Origin of the sequence: Kocuria sp. JC486, from assembly GCF_011602805.1 — a bacterium.
Taxonomy (GTDB): Bacteria; Actinomycetota; Actinomycetes; order Actinomycetales; family Micrococcaceae; genus Kocuria; species Kocuria soli.
The window spans coordinates 40,868-59,793 of sequence record NZ_JAAOZS010000019.1 but is presented as its reverse complement, the minus strand read 5'-3'; the positions used below and the strand labels follow the sequence as shown (position 1 = coordinate 59,793).

The following is an 18,926-nucleotide window of genomic DNA, read 5'->3' as shown; positions in this document are numbered from 1 at the left end:
GTTCTGCCTGTCCCTGGAGCAATAGGAAGGGGCAGGCCCCCACGGGCCCAGGTGAGCCCCACATACGACACCGCCCCCGGCCACAGTGGCCGGGGGCGTCGTCGTATGTGGGGCAGCGAGGAAGGCCTCAGGAGGCCTGCGGTGCGGTTTCCTGCGTGGCCTCGAGCGTGCTCTCGCGGTTTCCGTAGAACTTGTTCACCGCTACAGCGATGGCGCCGTCGCCGGTCACGTTGCAGGCGGTGCCGAAGGAGTCGATGGCCACATACGTGGCAATCATGATCGAGACCATGGTTTCGTCGAAGCCGAGCATGCTGCTGAGGATTCCGACGGCGGCCATGATGGCCCCGCCGGGCACGCCCGGTGCGGCCACCATGGTGATGCCCAGCATGAAGATGAACCCGATATAGCTTCCCGTATCGATGTCGCGGCCCATGAACATCATGACTGCCACGCTGAACAGCACGATCTTGAGGGTGGAGCCGGCCAGGTGGATGGTGGCGCACAGCGGGACAGCGAACCCGGCGACGTCCTCGCGGACCCCGTTCTTGACGGTGCACTGGAGGGTCACGGGAATGGTTGCGGCCGAGGACGAAGTTCCCAGCGCGGTGAAGTAGGCCGGGAGCATGTTCCGCAGAAGCTTGAGAGGATTCCGTCCTGCGACCGCGCCGGCCACGGCGTACTGCACCAGCAAGTAGAGGATCGTGAGCGCGAAAGCCACGATCACGACCTTGAAGAACGTGTTGATGACCGTGCCGATCTGACCGTTCATGGTCAGTCCCAGGAACGAGCCGAAGATGTAGATCGGCAGGAGGGGAATGATCACGGAGATCACGATCTTCATGATGATGTTGCGCAGTTCCTCCAGACCACGGTGCAGCGTGTCACCCTGGATGAGCGTGATGCCCACACCGATGCAGAAGGCCAGCAGCAGCGCGGTCATGATCTCCATCGGTGCGGGCATGGTGACTTCGAAGTACGGCGTCAGTGCGTTTTCGGACGGGTCGGTGAAGCTGCCCACGTTGCGTTCTCCGAGGAGGCTGGGGAACAGCGCCATGGCGGTGCCGAAGGCGGTGAAGCCGGCCACAATCGTGGACAGATATGCGATGCCCGCGGTGATGAGCAACCAGCGTCCCGCGCCCCGACCGAGGTCCGCGATGGCGGGTGCCACGAGAGCCAGGATCAGCACCGGGATGATGAATCCGAGGAAGTTGCTGAACAAGCCGTTGAACGTGGTGAAGACCCTGGCCAGCCCTTCCGGGAAGAAGAGCCCGCACAGGACTCCGAGGATGATGGCCGCGATCACCCGCGGCAGGAGGGGAGCAAAGACGCGCTTGAGCATGCGTAGATCATCCGCGCTCTCACAATCCGATGCAAAAGCCGTCGCAATCATGACCACGTCGACGGTGACGGCAGGCGTTACCGGGCATGGATCACAGGGCCTGGACGGGCTCGTCGACGGGTTGAACAGCGCCGGACTCACGGTGCGATGGCCCCGGTCCACCGCCTAGTAGACTGGCGCGAATGCCGCACCTCTCCAGCAGTGGGTGCGGTTCACAAGCGTTGTGCACATAGAGGTTCAAGCAGCACGGTTGCGTGGTGCGATGAGGAGTGACATGTCCGATTCCCGTTCCGAGGGATCCCAGGATCGTAATGGTGGAGGTCGGGATCGGTCCCGTGGCGCGAGCGGCCGCGATGACCGTCGCGGCGGCCGACCCGGACAGGGCGGCCGATCCTCCGACGATCGTCGCGGCGGTTACCGCGGTTCTCGGTCCGGGGGGCGCTCGGACGACCGTGCCGGGGGCCAGCGTTCCGAACGCGGCGACGGCCGTGGGTACGGATCGCGCGACGGCGGCGGCGACCGACGCGAGAATCGTTCCTACGGCGGACGTGCCGGAGCCGACCACCGTGGCGGTCAGCGCAGCGATGGCCGTCGGAACGACCGGTGGAATGACCGTGGCGAGGGCTGGCGTGATGACCGGGGTGGCCGCGGAGACCGCCGTGACTCGCGCGACGGCGGACCGCGTGAGGACCGTGCCGGAGCCTGGCGCGGGGAGCGTCGTGACGATCAGCGGGCAGGACGGCCTGCCGGAACTGGCCGTCGGGACGGTGGCGACCGTTGGCAGCCACGTCAGGGCGGCCGCGACGGCGGCAAGCCCGATGCGCGCAACCGGTGGGAGTCCGGACGCCGGGAGGAGCAGCGCACGGAACGCTTCGGTCGACGTGATGAGCGAGATTCCCGGCGAGACGAGCGTCGTGACGACCGCAGGGACGACCGCAACGGTGACCGCCGTGGTTCCTGGCGCGACAACCGGCGAGATGACCAGCGAAATGACCGCCGCGACGGTCGACGTGAAGATCGTCGGGATGGCCGCGCAGGCGACAACCGTCGGGACGACCGCGGGGGCCATCGGAGCGACAGCCGGCGCGATGACCGCGGCAGCGACCGCCGGGACAACCGGCGTGGTGACCACAGGGGCCCGCAGCGCGATGACCGCCGGACGCAGGACCGTTTCCGGGATGATGCTGACCGTAAGCCGCGGCTGACCGCCCCGGAACTGGACGACGACGTGACCGGTGAGGAGCTGGATCGCGCGACCTTGCACCAGATCCGCTCGTTGGAGGCCACGAACGCCGAGGGCGTCGCCAAGCACCTGGTGATGGTGGGCCGTTACCTGTACGACGTGCCCGAGTTCGCACTGGAACACGCGCGCTACGCGGTGAGCCGGGCCGGTCGCGTGGCAGCTGCCCGCGAGGCCGCCGCCGTCGCGGCCTACGAGAACGGTGAGTACCACGAGGCTCTCAAGGAGTTCCGCACCTTCCGCCGCATGACCGGCGACGACGTGCACCTCCCGCTCATGGTCGACTGCGAACGAGCCCTGGGGAAGCCGGACAAGGCGCTTGAACTGGCCACCTCCGAAGCCGTGGAGAACCTTGACGCGAACGCCAAGGTGGAGCTGGCGATCGTCGTCGCCGGTATCCGACGGGACCAGGGGGACCTGGAAGGCTCCCTCAAGGCCCTTGAGATCCCGCAGCTGGACCGCAACCGTGGCTTCTCCTACAGCCCGCGACTGTTCCGGGCTTACGGGGAGGCGCTGCGCGGTGTGGACCGGGACCGCGAGGCCCAGGGGTGGGAGCGGCAGGCCGTTGTGGCCGAGGCAGCGCTCGGCCTGGGGCAGTTCAGCGAGCCGGAGATCTTCGACCTGGTCGGGGAGGAGCCCGAGGTCGAGGAGGGCGTGACCCTGGCCGACCCTGACGAATCGACAGAGTCCGCTCCGGACACCGCCGACGACGCCGGGACTGACACGACGGACGCCGACGCCGACGCCGACGCCGACGACGACGTCGCGGCCGATGCCGAGGCGGCCTCTGAAGTCAGGGCCGATGAAGCTCCCGCTGTCGGCGCCCCCACCACAGAGGATGCGACCGCAACAGAAGCTGAAGCCACGGAAGCAACTGGCGGAGCAGCGGCCACGGAAGGATCCGACCTTGACCGGTGACCGCTTGATCGACTCCTTCGACGCGGTTCTCTCCGACCTGGACGGTGTGGTCTACGCGGGCCCGGACGCCATTCCGGGCGCGCCGGAAGCCCTGGAAGCCGTCAAGGCCGAGGGGGTGCCGGTCATCTTCGTGACGAACAACGCCTCCCGGTCCGTGGACCAGGTGGCCCAGCACCTCAGTGACCTGGGCGTCCGGACAACGGGCGCGGAGGTCATCAGTTCCGCGCAGGCTGCGGCGGGGGTGCTCGCGGAGACGCTGGATCCGGGATCGAAGGTCATGATCACGGGTTCCCGCGCTCTGGCGGACATCGTGGCGGACGCGGGTCTGGAACCGGTGTGGTCGGAGGACGACGCGCCGCAGGCCGTGGTGCAGGGATTCGATCCAGGGATCGCGTGGAAGGACCTGGCCGAAGCTGCGTTCGTGCTCGCGGACCCGAACGTGCTCTGGGTGGCCACGAACACGGACGGCTCCATTCCACAGGCGCGGGGGATCGCCCCCGGCAACGGGACGTTGGTGGCCGCCGTGGCATCGGCGACCAAGCGCACTCCGCTGGTTGCAGGCAAGCCGGAGGCCCCGATTTTTCACGACGGCGCCAAACGGGTGGGTTCCTCACGCCCGGTGGTGATCGGCGACAGGCTCGACACGGACATCCAAGGCGGAAACCGGGCGGGTTTTGCGACCATCGCCGTGCTGACCGGCGTGGACACTCCCGAATCGATTCTGGGTGCCGTGACGGAGCAACGTCCCACGCACGTGATCAACACCCTGGCGGAGCTGTTCGAACCGGTGTCCTCGGTGCGCACGGAACTGGGCGACGACGGCTCGGACGGAGAGGTTTCCGGTCACTGGGTCCGCGCCGACTGCGGTCAGGCCAGTGCCAGAGCACAAGGGCAGAGCGTGGTGGTGCGCGGTGAGTCCTCGGACCTGGACGCATGGCGGGCAGCCTTCGCGGCGTGGTGGGAACTGAACCCGCAAGCTGAGGAGCCGACGTCGCCCTGCGTGGTCTGGGAGCACGCGTGAGCGAACCCACGAGCACGGCGGAGGCAGTCCGGGGCGAGTTCAACCCCACGGGGCACACCGCCGTGGACCGCGCACTGACCGAGCTGGAGCAGATCACGGCCAGCGCCGTCGACGAGCACGCCGGGCTCTACCAGGAGGCCCACGAACGGCTGACCGAGGTTCTTGACGCGCCCGTCAACGCCGTTCCGGCCAATGGCGCAGCTGCCCCATCCACCCCGGGGCCCCGGGCTTGAGCTCGGCGGATCCGGTGCGCCTGGACCGCGCCCTGGTGGACCGCGGCCTTGCCCGTTCGCGTACTCAGGCTTCCGGGTGGCTCGATGAGGGGAGAGTCAGCGTCGACGGCGTCGTCGTGCGCAAGTCCTCCGTCAAGGTGGGTCCGCAGGCTGAGGTCACCGTGGCTCCCGGTACCGAGCCCGAGTACGTGAGCCGCGCCGGACACAAACTGGCCGGTGCGCTGGATGCGTTCCCTGACGTCCGTGTGCAGGGGCGTCGCTGTCTGGACGCAGGGGCCTCAACAGGCGGATTCACGGACGTCCTGCTGCGCCGCGGGGCGGATCACGTGGTCGCGGTCGACGTCGGCCACGGCCAACTGGTCGAATCCCTGCGGCAGGACCGGCGAGTTCACGTGCACGAAGGCCTCAACGTCCGGTACCTGACGCCCGAGCGGATCGGCGGACCGGCTCAGCTGACCGTGTGCGACCTGTCCTTCATCTCCCTCACGCTCGTGGTCGAGCCGCTGACGCACGCCACGGAACCCGGCGGCGATCTGATCCTGATGGTCAAGCCTCAGTTCGAGGTCGGTGCCGAGCGCCTGGGCCGCACAGGCGTGGTCACCAGCGAGCAGCAGCGTCTGGAAGCTGTCGAAACCGTGGTGGCCTCGGCGCGCGCGGCAGGCTTGGAAGAGCACGGACGTGTCCTGTCACCGCTGCCGGGCCAGGACGGCAACCGGGAGTTCTTCCTGTGGCTCCGGCGCCCGGGCAGCGGGGCCTGAACCCACGGTGTCCTCCCGAACACGTAGGCTGGAACCCATGACTACTGACGTGACCGGTGACCAGGTTGCGGGCACCCGTCGCGTCTTGGTGCTCGCCCACATGGGCCGCGCCGAAGCGCGCATCGCCGCCGAACAGACCGTGCAGCAACTGCACGACGCCGGGCTGCGGCCGGTCCTGACCGAGGACGACCGCCGGGCCCTGGCCGATGCAACGAACGGGCAGGCCATGCCGCCCGTTGACCTGCTGCCCACGGACTGTGCCCTGCGGGAGCTGGAACTGGTCATGGTCCTGGGCGGTGACGGGTCCATCCTCCGCGCCGCAGAACTCATCCGTGACGTCGACGTCCCGCTGCTGGGCGTCAACCTGGGGCACGTCGGGTTCCTGGCGGAATCCGAACGCTCGGGCCTGGCCGAAACCGTGGAAGCCGTGGTCGACGGTCGCTACACGGTCGAGAACCGCATGGCCCTGGACGTCGTGGTGTGGCAGGACGGCAAGAAGGTCCTGCACACCTGGGCTCTGAATGAGGCCTCGATCGAAAAGGGCGACCGCGAGAAGATGCTCGAGGTCGTCACCGAGATCGACCAGCGACCCATCTCCAGCTTCGGTTGCGACGGCGTCATCCTGGCCACGCCCACCGGCTCCACGGCCTACGCGTTCTCCGCGGGCGGCCCGGTCGTGTGGCCGGAGGTCGAAGCCCTGCTGATGGTGCCCTTGTCCGCACACGCCTTGTTCTCCCGGCCGCTGGTCGTCGCGCCGTCGTCGACCATGGCGGTGGAGGTCCTGACCCGGACGGATGCCCGCGGTGTCCTGTGGTGCGACGGCCGTCGTACGGTCGACCTGCCACCGGGATCACGGATCGAGGTCACGCGCTCGCCGCGGCCGGTGACCCTGGCACGCATGCACCTGACTCCGTTCTCCGAACGGTTGGTGCGCAAGTTCGAGCTCCCCACGGTGGGTTGGCGCGGCCCGCGCACCCAGTCCGAGGACGCCCCGCCGCCCACCTCCACGTTGCCCATCGTCCAACCGACGTACGGGACCCAACCGGTCGAGGGTCAACGCATCCCCGTGGGGCGCGAGATCGCGCACGATCCGTTCGACGACGCCGACCGTCACGGTGAGAAGTCAGCTGGAACGGACGGGGGACCCTCGTGATCGAGGAGATCCACATTCGCGACCTGGGCGTCATCACCGATGCCGTCCTGCCGCTGGGCCCGGGCCTGAGCATCCTCTCGGGCGAAACCGGCGCGGGCAAGACCATGGTGGTCACCGCGCTGGACATGCTCCTGGGACACCGGGCCGACGCCGGAGCGGTGCGCACGGGGGCTGACAAAGCGTTGGCGGAAGCCGTCGTCACGGTGCCTGTCGACCACGCCGCCGTGGCATTGGTCGAGGATGCCGGGGGAGACGTGGACCGCGACCCCGGTGAGAACGGCACGGCCACTCTCCAGCTCAGCCGCACCGTCGCGGCTGCCGGGCGTTCCCGGGCACACGTGGGAGGGCGCAGCGCGCCGGTCGCCAGGTTGGGTGATATCGGGGAGACCCTGGTGGCCGTCCACGGCCAGTCCGACCAACTGCGTCTGACCTCCGCGGCGGCGCAGCGGCACGCCCTGGACACCTACGCCACCGTGCACGCCTCGGGTGACTTCCCGCAGATGCTAGCGGCCTACCGGCAGACCCTCGAACAGTTCGAAGCCACACGCGCCGAATTGCGCGAGATCCGCGACAAGGTCCGCGAACGCGCACTGGAAGCCCAGAGCCTGCAGGTCGCGCTCGAAGAGATCGACGGTGTCGAGCCCCGCCCCGGGGAAGATGTCGAGCTGGACGCCGAGTCGCAGAAACTGACCCACCTGGAATCCCTGCGTACCGCCGCCACCACCGCGCACGCGGCGCTCAACGGCGACGACGCGGAGCCGGACGCGCCGGCAGCCGTCGTGCTGATCGCAGCGGCGCAAAACGCCCTGGACCAGGAATCGGACGCGGATCCGGAGCTCGAAGACCTGGCAAAGCGGGTGCGGGAACTGTCGATTCTGGTCAACGACGTCGCCGGGGACCTCTCCGGATACGCCGCGGGTCTGGACGAGGACGGGCCCGCTCGGCTGGCGGAAGTCGAATCGCGCCGGGCGGCCCTGCGCTCCTTGACCCGTACCTACGGTGCTGACATCGCCGAGGTCCTGGAGTTCGCCCGCACCGCGCGCGAACGGCTCGACACGCTCGTCGAGGACCCTCACCGCGAGGAAGAACTGGCCCAACGGCTCGAGGAGCTGGAACGCGAACTCTCGGCTCAGTCCGCGGGGTTGACGGATCGTCGTCGTGCCGCGGCGGAGGAACTGTGTGCCTCCGTTCGTGAGGAACTGGCCGCGCTGGCCATGCCGAACGCGGCCCTGGTCGTGGAGGTCGAACCGACCGAGTCCTTCGACCGCAACGGGCGGGACCGCGTCGAGTTCCTGCTGCGTCCCCACGCGGAGGCCTCACCGCGCCCGTTGGGCAAGGGCGCATCGGGCGGTGAGCTCTCCCGTCTCATGCTCGCGCTGGAAGTCGTGCTGGCCGCCGTAGATCCCGTTCCCACGTTCGTGTTCGACGAGGTGGATTCCGGGGTGGGCGGTAAGGCAGCCGTGGAGATCGGACGCCGCCTCAAGATGTTGGCCCAGCACGTCCAGGTGCTGGTGGTCACCCACCTGCCCCAGGTGGCCGCGTTCGCCGACGAACACATCCTGGTGTCCAAGAGTTCGGATTCGACCGTGTCCGACGTCCGAGTCCTGGACCCGGACGAACGTGTGATCGAGTTGGCCCGCATGCTCGCGGGACACGAGGACTCCCGGGCGGCACGCGAACACGCGCAGGAACTCCTGAACAACGCGGTGCTACCGGAGTCACACAGCTCCTGACGTAATTCCTCTCCTGTTCCCCTCCCTCCAGTGATAGGCTCGAATCCCGTGGTGAACGCATACGACGCCGCCTCGACGGCAGGCCAGACGCAGTCCGAGACCCCCGCTTCCGCGAAGGTCACCCGACAGATTTTCGTCACGGGAGGTGTCGCCTCCTCCCTGGGTAAGGGACTCACGGCATCCTCACTGGGCATGATTCTCAAAGCCCGTGGCCTCAAGGTCACCATGCAGAAGCTCGATCCCTATCTCAACGTGGATCCGGGCACCATGAACCCCTTCCAGCACGGTGAAGTCTTCGTGACCGACGACGGTGCCGAGACCGACCTGGACATCGGGCACTACGAGCGCTTCCTGGACGAGAACCTTGACGCATCCTCCAACGTGACCACCGGCCAGGTGTACTCCGCGGTGATCGCCAAGGAGCGTCGCGGCGAGTACCTGGGACAGACCGTGCAGGTCATCCCGCACATCACGGATGAGCTCAAGACCCGGATGCGCTGGCACGCGGACAACGTGCCGGAGGGCGAAGAGGCTCCCGACATCATCATCACGGAGATCGGCGGCACGGTCGGTGACATCGAGTCCCAGCCGTTCATCGAAGCCGCCCGCCAGATCCGCCGGGACATCGGGCGAAAGAACGTGTTCTACCTGCACGTCTCCCTGATCCCGTTCATCGGCCCCTCAGGCGAGCTCAAGACCAAGCCGACCCAGCACTCGGTGGCGGCCTTGCGCAACCTCGGCATCCAGCCGGACGCCCTGGTCCTGCGCTGCGATCGTGAGGTCCCGGACGGAATGCGCAAGAAGGTCGGCGATGCGTGTGACGTCGACGTCGACGCCGTGATCTCCTGCGCGGACGCGCCGTCGATCTACAACATCCCCAAGACGCTGCACTCGCAGAACTTGGACTCCTACATCCTGGACTGGTTCGGAATCCCCACCCAGGAAGCCGACTTCGGGCAGTGGGACCGCCTGCTCTCGGCCGTGCACGAGCCGGCGCACCACGTGACCGTGGGCCTGGTGGGCAAGTACATCGACCTCCCGGACGCCTACCTGTCCGTCTCTGAGGCCCTGCGGGCCGGCGGGTTCGCCAACAACACCCGGGTCAAGCTCAAGTGGGTCGCCTCCGACCTGTGCGCGACTCCCGAAGGAGCTGCCCGTGAACTCGGTGACGTGGACGCCATCTGCGTCCCGGGCGGTTTCGGCATCCGCGGTCTTGAGGGCAAGCTCGGGGCCCTGAAGTTCGCACGGACCACCGGCCTGCCGACCATCGGACTGTGCCTCGGCCTGCAGTGCATGGTCATGGAGTACGCGCGCAACGTGGCCGGACTGCCGGAGGCTTCCTCCACGGAGTTCGACCCGGACACCAGCACGCCCGTGATCGCGACCATGGAGGAGCAGAAGGCCTTTGTGGAGGGCGCGGGGGATCTGGGCGGAACCATGCGACTGGGCCTGTACCCGGCCACGCTCAAGGAAGGGCCCGTAGTCGCAGCGGCCTACGGCGCGACCGAGGTGCAGGAGCGCCACCGGCACCGCTACGAGGTCAACAACGCCTACCGTCAGCAGCTCGAGGACGCGGGACTGGTCTTCGGCGGCACCTCCCCGAACGGCACCCTGGTCGAGTTCGTCGAGCTGCCCGCGGAGGTCCACCCCTACTACGTGTCCACGCAGGCACACCCCGAGTACCTCTCCCGCCCGACCCGTCCGCACCCGTTGTTCGACGGGCTGGTCAAGGCGGCATTGGACCGGCAGGCCGCTCGCGCCGAAGAACCCGCGCAGGCCTGAGCGCCGGGCCGTGACCGGCCCGTCGCATCCCACCCGCACCCAACCGCCCCGGAAGGATCGCCGTGGAGTTCGTCGAACTGGGACCCGAGGAGCTCGCTGACGCCGTGGACCCGCGCCGGGTCCTGAGCTCCGAGCGCGTGTACGAAGGCCGGATCTGGGACGTCCAGGCAGAGCAGTTCGAGCTGTCGGACGGCGGTCCGCGGATGACCCGGGACTTCATCACCCACCCGGGCGCCGTGACGGTGGTGGCCCTGGACGACCAGGACCGGATGCACCTGATCCGCCAGTACCGGCACCCGGTGGGAATGACCATGTGGGAGATCCCGGCGGGCATCCTGGACATGGAAGGGGAACGCCCGGAAGTCACGGCGCGCCGGGAACTCGCGGAGGAAGCGGACCTCGAGCCCGAGGACCTCCGGATTCTGGCGGACTTCAACAACAGCCCCGGCTCCTCGGCCGAGGCCATCCGGGTGTTCCTGGCCCGTGGTCTGAGCGAGGTGCCGGAGGACCAGCGGCACGAACGATCCGACGAGGAGTCCGAGATCGTCAGCGCCCGGGTTCCCCTGGACGACGTGGTCGCGGCTGTTCTGGCGGGCCGGGTCAGCAGCCCCAACCTGGTGGTCGGCGCGCTGGCCGCCCACGCCGCCCGCGCCACCGGGTGGGCCACCCTGCGCGATCCGTCGGCGCCCTGGCCCGCCCACCCGCAACTGCGGAACTCCGGGGGAGTGGTGACCCGCTCGATCATCCCTCCGGACCAGCGTTGACGGTCCGAGGACTCTCACGGTGACCGCTCCGACGCGGTTGGAGCGCGCCGTCGAACGGTATCTCCAGCACCTGGTGGTGGAACGCGGGGTCGCTGCGAACACCCTCAGTGCCTACCGGCGAGACCTGACCCGCTACCTGGACTTCGTCCAGCACGTTGCGGACCCGCCGGCCGCCGCCCCCGTCGACGACCCCGCCTCGGTCCAGGCCGCTCACGTGTCTGCTTTCGTGCGCCACCTCCAGCGTCCATCGGATGGGCCGGTCCCGGGGGCTGGTCTGAGCGCCAGGAGCGCGGCGCGCGTCGTCGTCGCTGTCAGGGGTGCACACCGGTTCTGGGCACTCGAAGGTTTGACGACGACGGACCCGGCGGCCGAAGTCTCCCCGCCGACACCCGGGATGCGGCTGCCCAAAGCCATCTCCGTACGGGACGTGACGCGGCTGCTCGAGGCGCCCGACCCGTCCACACCCGCGGGGTTGCGGGACCGCGCCCTGTTGGAGGTCATGTACTCGACGGGTGCCCGGGTGTCGGAGGCCATCGGCCTGGACGTCGACGACCTTTCAGCCGCCGTTCGCGGTGCCACCGGGGGCGAGGAACAGGGGCTCCCGTTCATCCGTCTGTTCGGCAAGGGGTCGAAGCAGCGGATGGTGCCGTTGGGGCGTCCGGCCGTGGCGGCGCTGGACGCGTGGCTGGTCCGTGGCCGCCCCGAACTGTCGGCCAAGGGCAAGGCCAACGCGGCGGTGTTCTTGAACGCCCGCGGCGGTCGGATCAGCCGACAGACTGCGTGGAACACGATCAAGGCCGCCGCCGAACGGTCCGGGCTGGCCGAAGACGGCGTGGAGGTCACCCCGCACACTCTGCGCCACTCGTTCGCCACGCACCTCTTGGAGGGCGGGGCGGACCTCCGCGTGGTGCAGGAGCTGCTGGGGCACGCGTCGGTCACCACCACCCAGGTCTACACGCTGGTGACGGCCGATTCCCTGAGAGAGGTCTGGAGCACGGCCCACCCGCGGGCGCGTTAGACGCCCAGGGGCGATTACCGCCGTTACCGGCCCGCGACGTGCGACGCGATTGTGATCAAGGTGCAACCTCCCAGGCAACGCCAAGGTTCGGTTGCGGATCTAATCTCAAGACATGAGCATGTCTGGCAGCGTCGCCACTTGCGACTCCCGCACCCCGGCCGTGTCCGTTCCGCATGGTCCGGAGCCTCAGCGACGACGTCGAAGTCTCTGGCAGGCACTGGTCCTGCTGGTCGTTGCCCTCCTGGCGTCGTCGATGCTCGCGGCGACCTCCGGCACCCCGGCCTCGGCAGCCACCGCCATCGATGCCAAACACGCGGCTGAAGGTGGCTCCACAGGCTGGATGGGACCACCCACGACCGCTGAACGTTGCGGGTTGGCGCAGGGCGGATGCGTCCGCGGCTACCGGACGGCGATCATCCTGTGGAGCCCCAAGACCGGGGCCAAAGTGGTGTCCGGCGCGACGTTGAGCTCCTACCTCAAGCACGGCAGGGAGGGCGGTGTCCTCGGCTACCCGACGGCGGACAAAGCCTGCGGACTGCGGGACGGGGCCTGCTGGCAGCCCTTCCAGCACGGGCGGATCTACTGGAGACCGGCCAATGGGGCGCACCCGGTGAACGGAGCGACCTACACGGCGTGGAACGCTCAGAAGCGGGCAAGCGGACCGCTCGGTTATCCCACGTCGGACAAGACCTGCGGCTACGGGTGGTGCACCCAGTCCTTCGAACGTGGCCGCATCGGCTGGACCCCCAGCCGTGGAACGCGGACCTATCGCAACATCGACGAGGCCAACAGCATCTTCACGCTGGTCAACAAGAAGCGACCGCTCAACCCCAAGACCTATGCACCGACCGACCTGCGCGCCACGAGCGGCATCTACCTGCGTGACCCCGCCGCGGACGCGTGGGACCGTATGCGCCGGGACGCCTCTGCCCAGGGCGTGGGCCTGACCGCCGTCAGCGGCTACCGGTCGTACGCCACCCAGTCGTCGCTCTACAACGGGTACGTGAACAAGTACGGGCAGGCCCAGGCTGATCTGATTTCGGCCCGCCCCGGTTACAGCGAACACCAGACCGGGCTCACCGTGGACGTCGGCAACCCGAACGGAGCCTGCGGCCTCCAAGCCTGCTTCGAGACCACACCGGCAGGCCGCTGGGTCGCCAACAACGGGTGGAAGTACGGATTCATCATCCGCTACCCCAAGGGCCACACCGCAACCACGGGATACTCCTACGAGCCGTGGCACCTGCGCTACGTGGGCACCAAGACCTCCAAGTCGCTCCGGTACAGCGGGTACGTGACCTACGAGGGCTACCTGGGCCAGCCGAAGGCGCCGACTTACTGACCTGGACCGGACGGGAGCCTTGACAGGGAAACGGCCATCTTCAGCCCCTCGGCAGGGCCTTTTCCCTGTCAATCTCCACTGAGGGCCCGTGTGAGCCAGAGATGGAGGCCGTACAGGCGATCCGGGAGCTTCAAGTCGTTCAACAAGACATTGCGGATCTGCCACCCCGCGTCCTGAAGTTGATTCAAACGGTGCATCTCTTCCACGTAGCCGGGGTCCAGGTAGTGGCCGCGACCGTTGTATTCCAGCCCGACCTTCTTGTCCGGCCAGGCAAGATCCACGTAGGCCGTGGAGTGGTCCGGAAGCATCACGCAGACGTTCGGCACGGGCCGTGGGAACCCCCAGTGCTCAACCAGGAGCCGGAGAACAGTCTCCATGGGGGACCACGTCCGCTCGACGGCCCTGGACACACCAACCCGCAAGGACCTGGCCCCGTGGGTATGGATGGGAAGTGCATCCAGTTCACTTTCGAGCTCGGCGATGCTCATCGGACGACGGTCAGTCATGGATGTCCCGTGCGCCAACAGGAAGTCCACGGCAGCAACCCCCCTCCAACCCGGCAGGAGGGGCTGCAACGCCAGGAGAGTCTCCAGGGCGCTGGTGACGTTCGCTCCCCACAAGCCGTTGGCCGGAGGCAACCCCAGGCCTCGGTGAAGTACGTGGCCTTGTGCCGACTGGCTCGGACGGCCGTGAGCTTTCGACAGGTGCGGGCGTTCGTCGTGTCGTGGTGTCTGTGGGGCCTCTCCGAGGAGGTCGTGGATCCAGGCCAGGTGTGGGGACAGGGGAAAGCCCCACAGACGGCCCGCGCTCAGATGCGAGACCCGTAGGTCAGGGCCCAATAGTGGCTGCAACAGGGCGGCCCTCTCCCAATGATGCAGGTCCACCGGTGGGATCCCCGCTGGCCAGCGCGCCCAGTACCCGTGAGACACCCGGGTCATCCGGGGATCGTTCGACAAGGCACGGGAGCGCCGTCCCCAGTCCCAGGTGCTCCGGACCTCCGGTTTGGGGAAGCGCTGTCCTGTGCGTGGCGGTGACTTCACACGGTGACCATAGGGTCGCAGGAGTGTGGATGGGCGTTGTCCACAGACCACTTACGTAGCAGACGGGAGCCTTGACAGGGAAACGGCCATCTTCAGCCCCTCGCCAGGGCCTTTTCCCTGTCAAACCCTCACCAACAGCGCGCACGACGACGGCACCGCCCTCCGTGGAACGTCAAGCAATGCAGTTCCAGAAGGGCGGCACCGTCGTCGTCGGTCCAACAGAGCTGAAGGTCAGCTCACGTGGCGCTCCTCAGAGCCGTTGTAGGCCGACAGCGGGCGGATCAGGGAGTTCGCCGCACGCTGCTCGATGATGTGCGCGGTCCAGCCGGTGATGCGGGCGCACACGAAGATCGGGGTGAACGTGGGGATGTCGAAACCCATGAGCCAGTAGGTCGGCCCCGCGGGGTAGTCCAGGTTGGGCTTGATGCCCTTGGCCTCGTCCATGGACTTGGCCAGACCGTTGTAGAGGCCCAACAGCTCGGGGCGCTCGTAGTGGTCCAGCATGCGGAACAGGGCGTCCTGCATGGTCGGCACGCGGGAGTCACCGTTCTTGTAGACGCGGTGGCCGAATCCCATGACCTTCTTCTTCTGCGCCAGGGCGTCGTCCATCCAGGCCTTGGCACGCGCCTCGGCCTCCTCGGCGGATTCGTCCTTGCGGATGCCGAGTTCCTCGAAGGTGTGCATGACGGCCTCGTTGGCGCCACCGTGCAGCGGGCCCTTGAGCGCGCCGATTGCAGCGGTCACGGCCGAGTGCAGATCGGACAGGGTGGAGGTCACCACGCGTGCCGTGAACGTCGACGCGTTGAAGGAGTGCTCCGCGTACAGGATCATCGACACGTTGAAGGCCTCGACCACCTCGGGCGCCGCCTCCTCGCCGAAGGCCATCCACAGGAAGTTCTGCGAATAGTTCAGGTCCTCACGCGGTTCGATCGGCTCCTGGCCGTGGCGGCGCCGCTGGTCATAACAGACCACGGCCGGCATCTGCGCGAAGAGCGCCTGGGCCTTTTCGAGCTCCGCCTCAGGGGACTCGTCCTCAGCCTTGGGGTGCTGCGCGCCCAGGACGGAGGCCGCGGTACGGCACACGTCCATCGGATGGCAGTCGGTGGGCAGAGCGTCGATCACTGCCTTGAGCTCCGGCGTCAGGGCGCGGTTGGCCCGCTCGAACGACGTGAACGTGGCAAGTTCCTCGTCCGTGGGAAGCTCACCGTTCCACATGAGCAGTGCAACCTGCTCGAAGGAACAGCTGGCGGCCAGTTCCTGCACCGGATACCCCCGGTAGAGCAGGGAGTTGGAATCAGGGTTGACCTTGGACACCGCGGTGACATCGGCCACCACACCGGCCAGACCCTTCTTGATCTCAGTGTTCTCGCTCATGATCGTCCTCCGGGAACCTCGAAGTTGAAGACATTGCTGTCGAATGCGCCGTAGCCGTCGTAGTCAACTGTCTCGTACAAACGGGCACGTGTCTGCATGTCGGCCACGGCCGCCTGCTGGGTGCCGTCGGCCTTGATGGTGTCCAGCAGTCGTTCGACCGCGCCCATGGCCGCCCGCTGGGCGGAAACGGGGTAGATCACCATGGACACCCCGGCGTCCTGCAACTGCTGGACCGTGAACAGTTCGGACTTGCCGAACTCGGTCATGTTGGCCAGCACCGGCACGGACACGGCGGAGGCGACGGCCTCGAACTCGTGGATGTCCCGCAGCGCCTCCGGGAAGATCACGTCCGCGCCGGCCTCCACGAGGGCCTGGGCCCTTTCGATCGCGACCTCGAGTGGTTCGATCGCGCGGATGTCCGTGCGGGCCATGATCACGAAGTTCGGGTCACGGCGTGCCTGGACCCCCGCCTGGATCCGCTTGACGGCGGTTTCCAGGTCCACCACGGACTTCCCGTCCAGGTGGCCGCAGCGCTTGGGGTTGAACTGGTCCTCGATGTGGCACCCGGAGACCCCGGCGTTCTCGAGTTCCTGAATCGTGCGGGCCACGTTCATGGGCTCACCGAAACCTGTGTCGGCGTCGATCAGGGTGGGCAGGTCCGTGGACCGGGCGATCTGGGCGCCGCGCTGGGCCACTTCCGTGAGGGTGGTCAGGCCGACGTCGGGAAGCCCGAGTTCGTTGGCCAGCACACCGCCGGAGATGTAGACGCCGTCGAAACCCTTGTCCTGGATGACCTTGGTGGCCAACGGCGTGAAGGTCCCCGGGAACTGGACGCAACGGTCCTCGGCCAGCAGCTGCCTGAACTTGAGGCGCTTGGCCTCTGCTGTGACGTGTGAGTACAACATCAGAAGATCCCCTTCGTGCCGGTCTTGAGTTCGACGGCGGCGGTCACGTTGAGCGCGTCCAGGTCCCCGGCGCCCAGCTCGGGCAGGCTCTCGGCGGCCTGGATGAACCGCTCCAGTTCGGTGTCTGCCACCAGGCCGTCGGCCAGGGTGCGTAGCTTGTTGAGGTACTGCTCGCGGGCGAACGGGCGGGCACCCAGCGGGTGGGCGTCGGCCACGGCGATCTCGTCGACGATCGTGGAGCCGTCCTTGAGCACGATCTCCGCGCGGCCACCGAAGGCCTTCTCGGAGATGTCCAGGGAGTGGTACCGGCGGGTCCACTCGGCGTCCTCCTCCGTGGTGATCTTGTGCCACAGCTCGACCGTGTCCGGGCGGCCCGCACGCTCGGGGGCGTAGGAGTCCACGTGGTGCCAGGACCCGTCCTGCAGGGCCACGGTGAAGATGTAGGGGATCGAGTGGTCCAGAGTTTCGCGAGTGGCCTTGGGGTCGTACTTCTGCGGGTCGTTCGCGCCCGAACCGATCACGTAGTGCGTGTGGTGGGAGGTGTGCAGGACGATGCGCTCCACGTTGGCCGGATCCGCGATCTCGGGGTGCTGGGAGTGCAGCTTGCGGGCCAGGTCGATCCAGGCCTGGGCCTGGTATTCGGCCGAGTGCTCCTTGGTGTAGGAGTCCAGGATGGCGCGCTTGGCCTCACCCGGGGCGGGCAGCGGGACCTCGTAGGCGGCGTCCTTGCCGTCCAGCATCCAGGCGATCACGCCGTCCTCGCCCTCCCAAATCGGGGTGGGGGAGGTCTGCCCGCGCATCGCACGGTCCACGGCCTCGACGGCCATCTTGCCGGCGAAGGCCGGGGCGTGGGCCTTCCAGGTGGAGATCTCGCCCTTGCGGGACTGGCGGGTGGCGGTGGTGGTGTGCAGCGCCTGCCCGATCGCGTGGAAGATCGTGGTGGTGTCCAGACCCAGCAGGGTGCCGATGCCGGCGGCGGCCGACGGGCCCAGATGCGCCACGTGGTCGATCTTGTGCTTGTGCAGGCAGATCGCCTTGACCAGGTCCACCTGGATCTCGTACCCGGTGGCCAGGCCTCGGACCAGGTCCCGGCCGTTGGAACCCGCGTGCTGGGCCACGGCAAGGATCGGCGGGATGTTGTCACCGGGGTGGGAGTACTCGGCGGCCAGGAAGGTGTCGTGGTAGTCGAGCTCACGGACGGCCACACCGTTGGCCCAGGCAGCCCATTCGGGGGAGACCTTGGTCTGGGCGGCGTCCACACCGAACACCCCCGCGCCGGTTCCACCGGGGCCGGGCTTGTGCGCCAGTGCCTGGTCACGGGCGGACACGATCGGCCCGCGGTTCAGAGACGCGATCGCCACGGAGGCGTTGTCCAGGACGCGGTTGATGACCATTTCGGTGACCTCGGGCGTGACCTCCACGGAGTCGGCCGCGACCTCGGCGACCTTCCATGCCAACTGGTCTTCCTTGGCCAGGTTGTCCGACGACGGGTGGACTCGGACGGAGTGGTTGACGGTCATGGAATGTCCTCTCGTGGTTCTGCCCGACGGCGCCGGGCCACTTGCTGGGATTCGGGCGGTTGCCCGGTGTCACGCCTGGGCGGGAGCTTCGCTGAGACTGCTGTCGGAGTTGCTGTGCGGATTGCTGTGCGGCGCTCGGGTGAGCGCGGAGTTCAGGGCGTTGTTCAGGTGCAGCCGGACCGCTGCTTCGGCCAGCTGGGTCGATCCGGTCGAAATGGCGCGGGCGATCTGTTCGTGCTCGCGTGCGGCGGCTGCCAGACGGGAGGGGTCGTGAGCGGCCAGGCGCCGGACGCGGGCCAGCTGCATGCGCACGGTGGACGACGCCGCATCCAGCCACGGGTTGGCGGCCGCGGCGTCGATGGCGCGATCCATCTGCTCGACGAGCTCGTAGTACGTGGCTGGTGGATCCTGGTCCGTGCAGTGCTGCGAGGAGTCGAAGAGGCCGGCGACCTCCTGGAGCCGGTCGGCCAGGGCCGCGAACTCGGCAGGATCGCAACGCAATGCGGCCAACCGCGCAGCCTGGATGTCCAGGGCTTCCCGCACCTCGAACAGAGGGGCGATGTCGTCCACCGTGACTTCAGAGACGACGACGCCGCGACCACCTTGCTGCTCTGCCAGGCCCTCCGCGGCCAACCGGCCGATGGCCTCGCGCACCGGGGTGCGGGACATGCCGAACCGTTGGGACTGCTCGACCTCGCCGAGTACCTGACCGGGCGGGAGGACGCCGTCGAGAATCTCGCTGCGCAGTTGTTCGTACACGCGTTGGCTGGCTCGCACGGTGATCCT

Annotated in this window: 17 protein-coding genes; 11 read left to right on the top strand and 6 right to left on the bottom strand. The window is 68.0% G+C overall.

Features of this window, described 5'->3' with window-relative positions; translation table 11 throughout:
* Positions 1-127 precede the first annotated feature (127 nt).
* Positions 128-1,339 (bottom strand): dicarboxylate/amino acid:cation symporter, encoded by a 1,212-nt coding sequence (locus GWK18_RS10145; protein ID WP_166835058.1) that lies wholly within the window; start codon positions 1,337-1,339, stop codon positions 128-130.
* Positions 1,340-1,653: 314 nt separating this feature from the next.
* Between GWK18_RS10145 and GWK18_RS10140 the strand changes: the two genes are divergently transcribed.
* The 11 genes from GWK18_RS10140 (at position 1,654) to GWK18_RS10090 (ending at position 13,301) form a co-directional block, all read left to right on the top strand.
* The gene (locus GWK18_RS10140; protein ID WP_166835056.1) at positions 1,654-2,544 is read left to right on the top strand and encodes a hypothetical protein; all 891 of its coding nucleotides are present in this window, start codon (positions 1,654-1,656) and stop codon (positions 2,542-2,544) included.
* 23 nt (positions 2,545-2,567) lie between these two features.
* Positions 2,568-3,497: a hypothetical protein gene (locus GWK18_RS10135; RefSeq protein ID WP_166835054.1), complete on the top strand. Its 930-nt coding sequence runs from the start codon at positions 2,568-2,570 to the stop codon at positions 3,495-3,497.
* A complete protein-coding gene (locus GWK18_RS10130; protein WP_166835052.1) occupies positions 3,487-4,518 on the top strand; it encodes an HAD-IIA family hydrolase in 1,032 nt (343 codons plus the stop codon). The genes GWK18_RS10135 and GWK18_RS10130 overlap by 11 nt, the downstream gene beginning before the upstream one ends.
* Positions 4,515-4,751 carry a hypothetical protein gene (locus tag GWK18_RS10125; RefSeq protein ID WP_166835050.1) on the top strand — a complete coding sequence of 79 codons (237 nt, stop codon included), beginning with the start codon at positions 4,515-4,517 and terminating at the stop codon, positions 4,749-4,751. The genes GWK18_RS10130 and GWK18_RS10125 overlap by 4 nt, the downstream gene beginning before the upstream one ends.
* Positions 4,748-5,509, top strand: coding sequence for a TlyA family RNA methyltransferase (locus GWK18_RS10120; RefSeq protein WP_166835048.1), 762 nt, complete (start codon positions 4,748-4,750; stop codon positions 5,507-5,509). Before GWK18_RS10125 ends, GWK18_RS10120 begins: the two co-directional genes overlap by 4 nt.
* 37 nt (positions 5,510-5,546) lie before the next feature.
* Positions 5,547-6,662 (top strand): NAD kinase, encoded by a 1,116-nt coding sequence (locus tag GWK18_RS10115; protein WP_166835046.1) that lies wholly within the window; start codon positions 5,547-5,549, stop codon positions 6,660-6,662.
* Complete coding sequence (gene recN / locus GWK18_RS10110) at positions 6,659-8,395, top strand: DNA repair protein RecN (RefSeq protein ID WP_166835044.1); 1,737 nt, start codon at positions 6,659-6,661, stop codon at positions 8,393-8,395. The genes GWK18_RS10115 and recN overlap by 4 nt, the downstream gene beginning before the upstream one ends.
* Before the next feature lie 48 nt (positions 8,396-8,443).
* The gene (locus GWK18_RS10105; protein ID WP_166835042.1) at positions 8,444-10,177 is read left to right on the top strand and encodes a CTP synthase; all 1,734 of its coding nucleotides are present in this window, start codon (positions 8,444-8,446) and stop codon (positions 10,175-10,177) included.
* A gap of 62 nt (positions 10,178-10,239) precedes the next feature.
* Complete coding sequence (locus GWK18_RS10100; RefSeq protein ID WP_166835040.1) at positions 10,240-10,941, top strand: NUDIX hydrolase; 702 nt, start codon at positions 10,240-10,242, stop codon at positions 10,939-10,941.
* Positions 10,942-10,960: 19 nt separating this feature from the next.
* Entirely contained in the window at positions 10,961-11,959 is a 999-nt protein-coding gene (locus tag GWK18_RS10095) for a site-specific tyrosine recombinase XerD (RefSeq protein ID WP_348535922.1), read from the top strand.
* Between the two features lie 112 nt (positions 11,960-12,071).
* Positions 12,072-13,301, top strand: coding sequence for a D-alanyl-D-alanine carboxypeptidase family protein (locus tag GWK18_RS10090; protein WP_166835038.1), 1,230 nt, complete (start codon positions 12,072-12,074; stop codon positions 13,299-13,301).
* A 68-nt stretch (positions 13,302-13,369) separates the two neighbouring features.
* Here the strand turns inward: GWK18_RS10090 and GWK18_RS10085 are convergent, their stop codons facing one another.
* From GWK18_RS10085 to GWK18_RS10065, 5 genes are all read right to left on the bottom strand, one after another.
* A complete protein-coding gene (locus GWK18_RS10085; RefSeq protein WP_166835036.1) occupies positions 13,370-13,789 on the bottom strand; it encodes a hypothetical protein in 420 nt (139 codons plus the stop codon).
* A gap of 783 nt (positions 13,790-14,572) precedes the next feature.
* Positions 14,573-15,715 carry a bifunctional 2-methylcitrate synthase/citrate synthase gene (locus tag GWK18_RS10080; protein WP_166835034.1) on the bottom strand — a complete coding sequence of 381 codons (1,143 nt, stop codon included), beginning with the start codon at positions 15,713-15,715 and terminating at the stop codon, positions 14,573-14,575.
* Positions 15,712-16,620 (bottom strand): methylisocitrate lyase, encoded by a 909-nt coding sequence (gene prpB, locus GWK18_RS10075; protein WP_166835032.1) that lies wholly within the window; start codon positions 16,618-16,620, stop codon positions 15,712-15,714. The genes GWK18_RS10080 and prpB overlap by 4 nt, the downstream gene beginning before the upstream one ends.
* Positions 16,620-18,140, bottom strand: coding sequence for an MmgE/PrpD family protein (locus GWK18_RS10070; RefSeq protein ID WP_166835030.1), 1,521 nt, complete (start codon positions 18,138-18,140; stop codon positions 16,620-16,622). The genes prpB and GWK18_RS10070 overlap by 1 nt, the downstream gene beginning before the upstream one ends.
* Positions 18,141-18,209: 69 nt before the next feature.
* Positions 18,210-18,917, bottom strand: coding sequence for a GntR family transcriptional regulator (locus GWK18_RS10065; protein WP_166835028.1), 708 nt, complete (start codon positions 18,915-18,917; stop codon positions 18,210-18,212).
* Positions 18,918-18,926: the final 9 nt, after the last annotated feature.

Coding starts and splice junctions, on each gene's coding strand:
- GWK18_RS10145 (WP_166835058.1), bottom strand. CDS start 1,339: ATGCTCAAGCGCGTCTTTGCTCCCCTCCTGCCGCGGGTGATCGCGGCC.
- GWK18_RS10115 (WP_166835046.1), top strand. CDS start 5,547: ATGACTACTGACGTGACCGGTGACCAGGTTGCGGGCACCCGTCGCGTC.
- GWK18_RS10090 (WP_166835038.1), top strand. CDS start 12,072: ATGAGCATGTCTGGCAGCGTCGCCACTTGCGACTCCCGCACCCCGGCC.
- GWK18_RS10085 (WP_166835036.1), bottom strand. CDS start 13,789: ATGAGCATCGCCGAGCTCGAAAGTGAACTGGATGCACTTCCCATCCAT.
- GWK18_RS10080 (WP_166835034.1), bottom strand. CDS start 15,715: ATGAGCGAGAACACTGAGATCAAGAAGGGTCTGGCCGGTGTGGTGGCC.
- prpB (WP_166835032.1), bottom strand. CDS start 16,620: ATGTTGTACTCACACGTCACAGCAGAGGCCAAGCGCCTCAAGTTCAGG.
- GWK18_RS10070 (WP_166835030.1), bottom strand. CDS start 18,140: ATGACCGTCAACCACTCCGTCCGAGTCCACCCGTCGTCGGACAACCTG.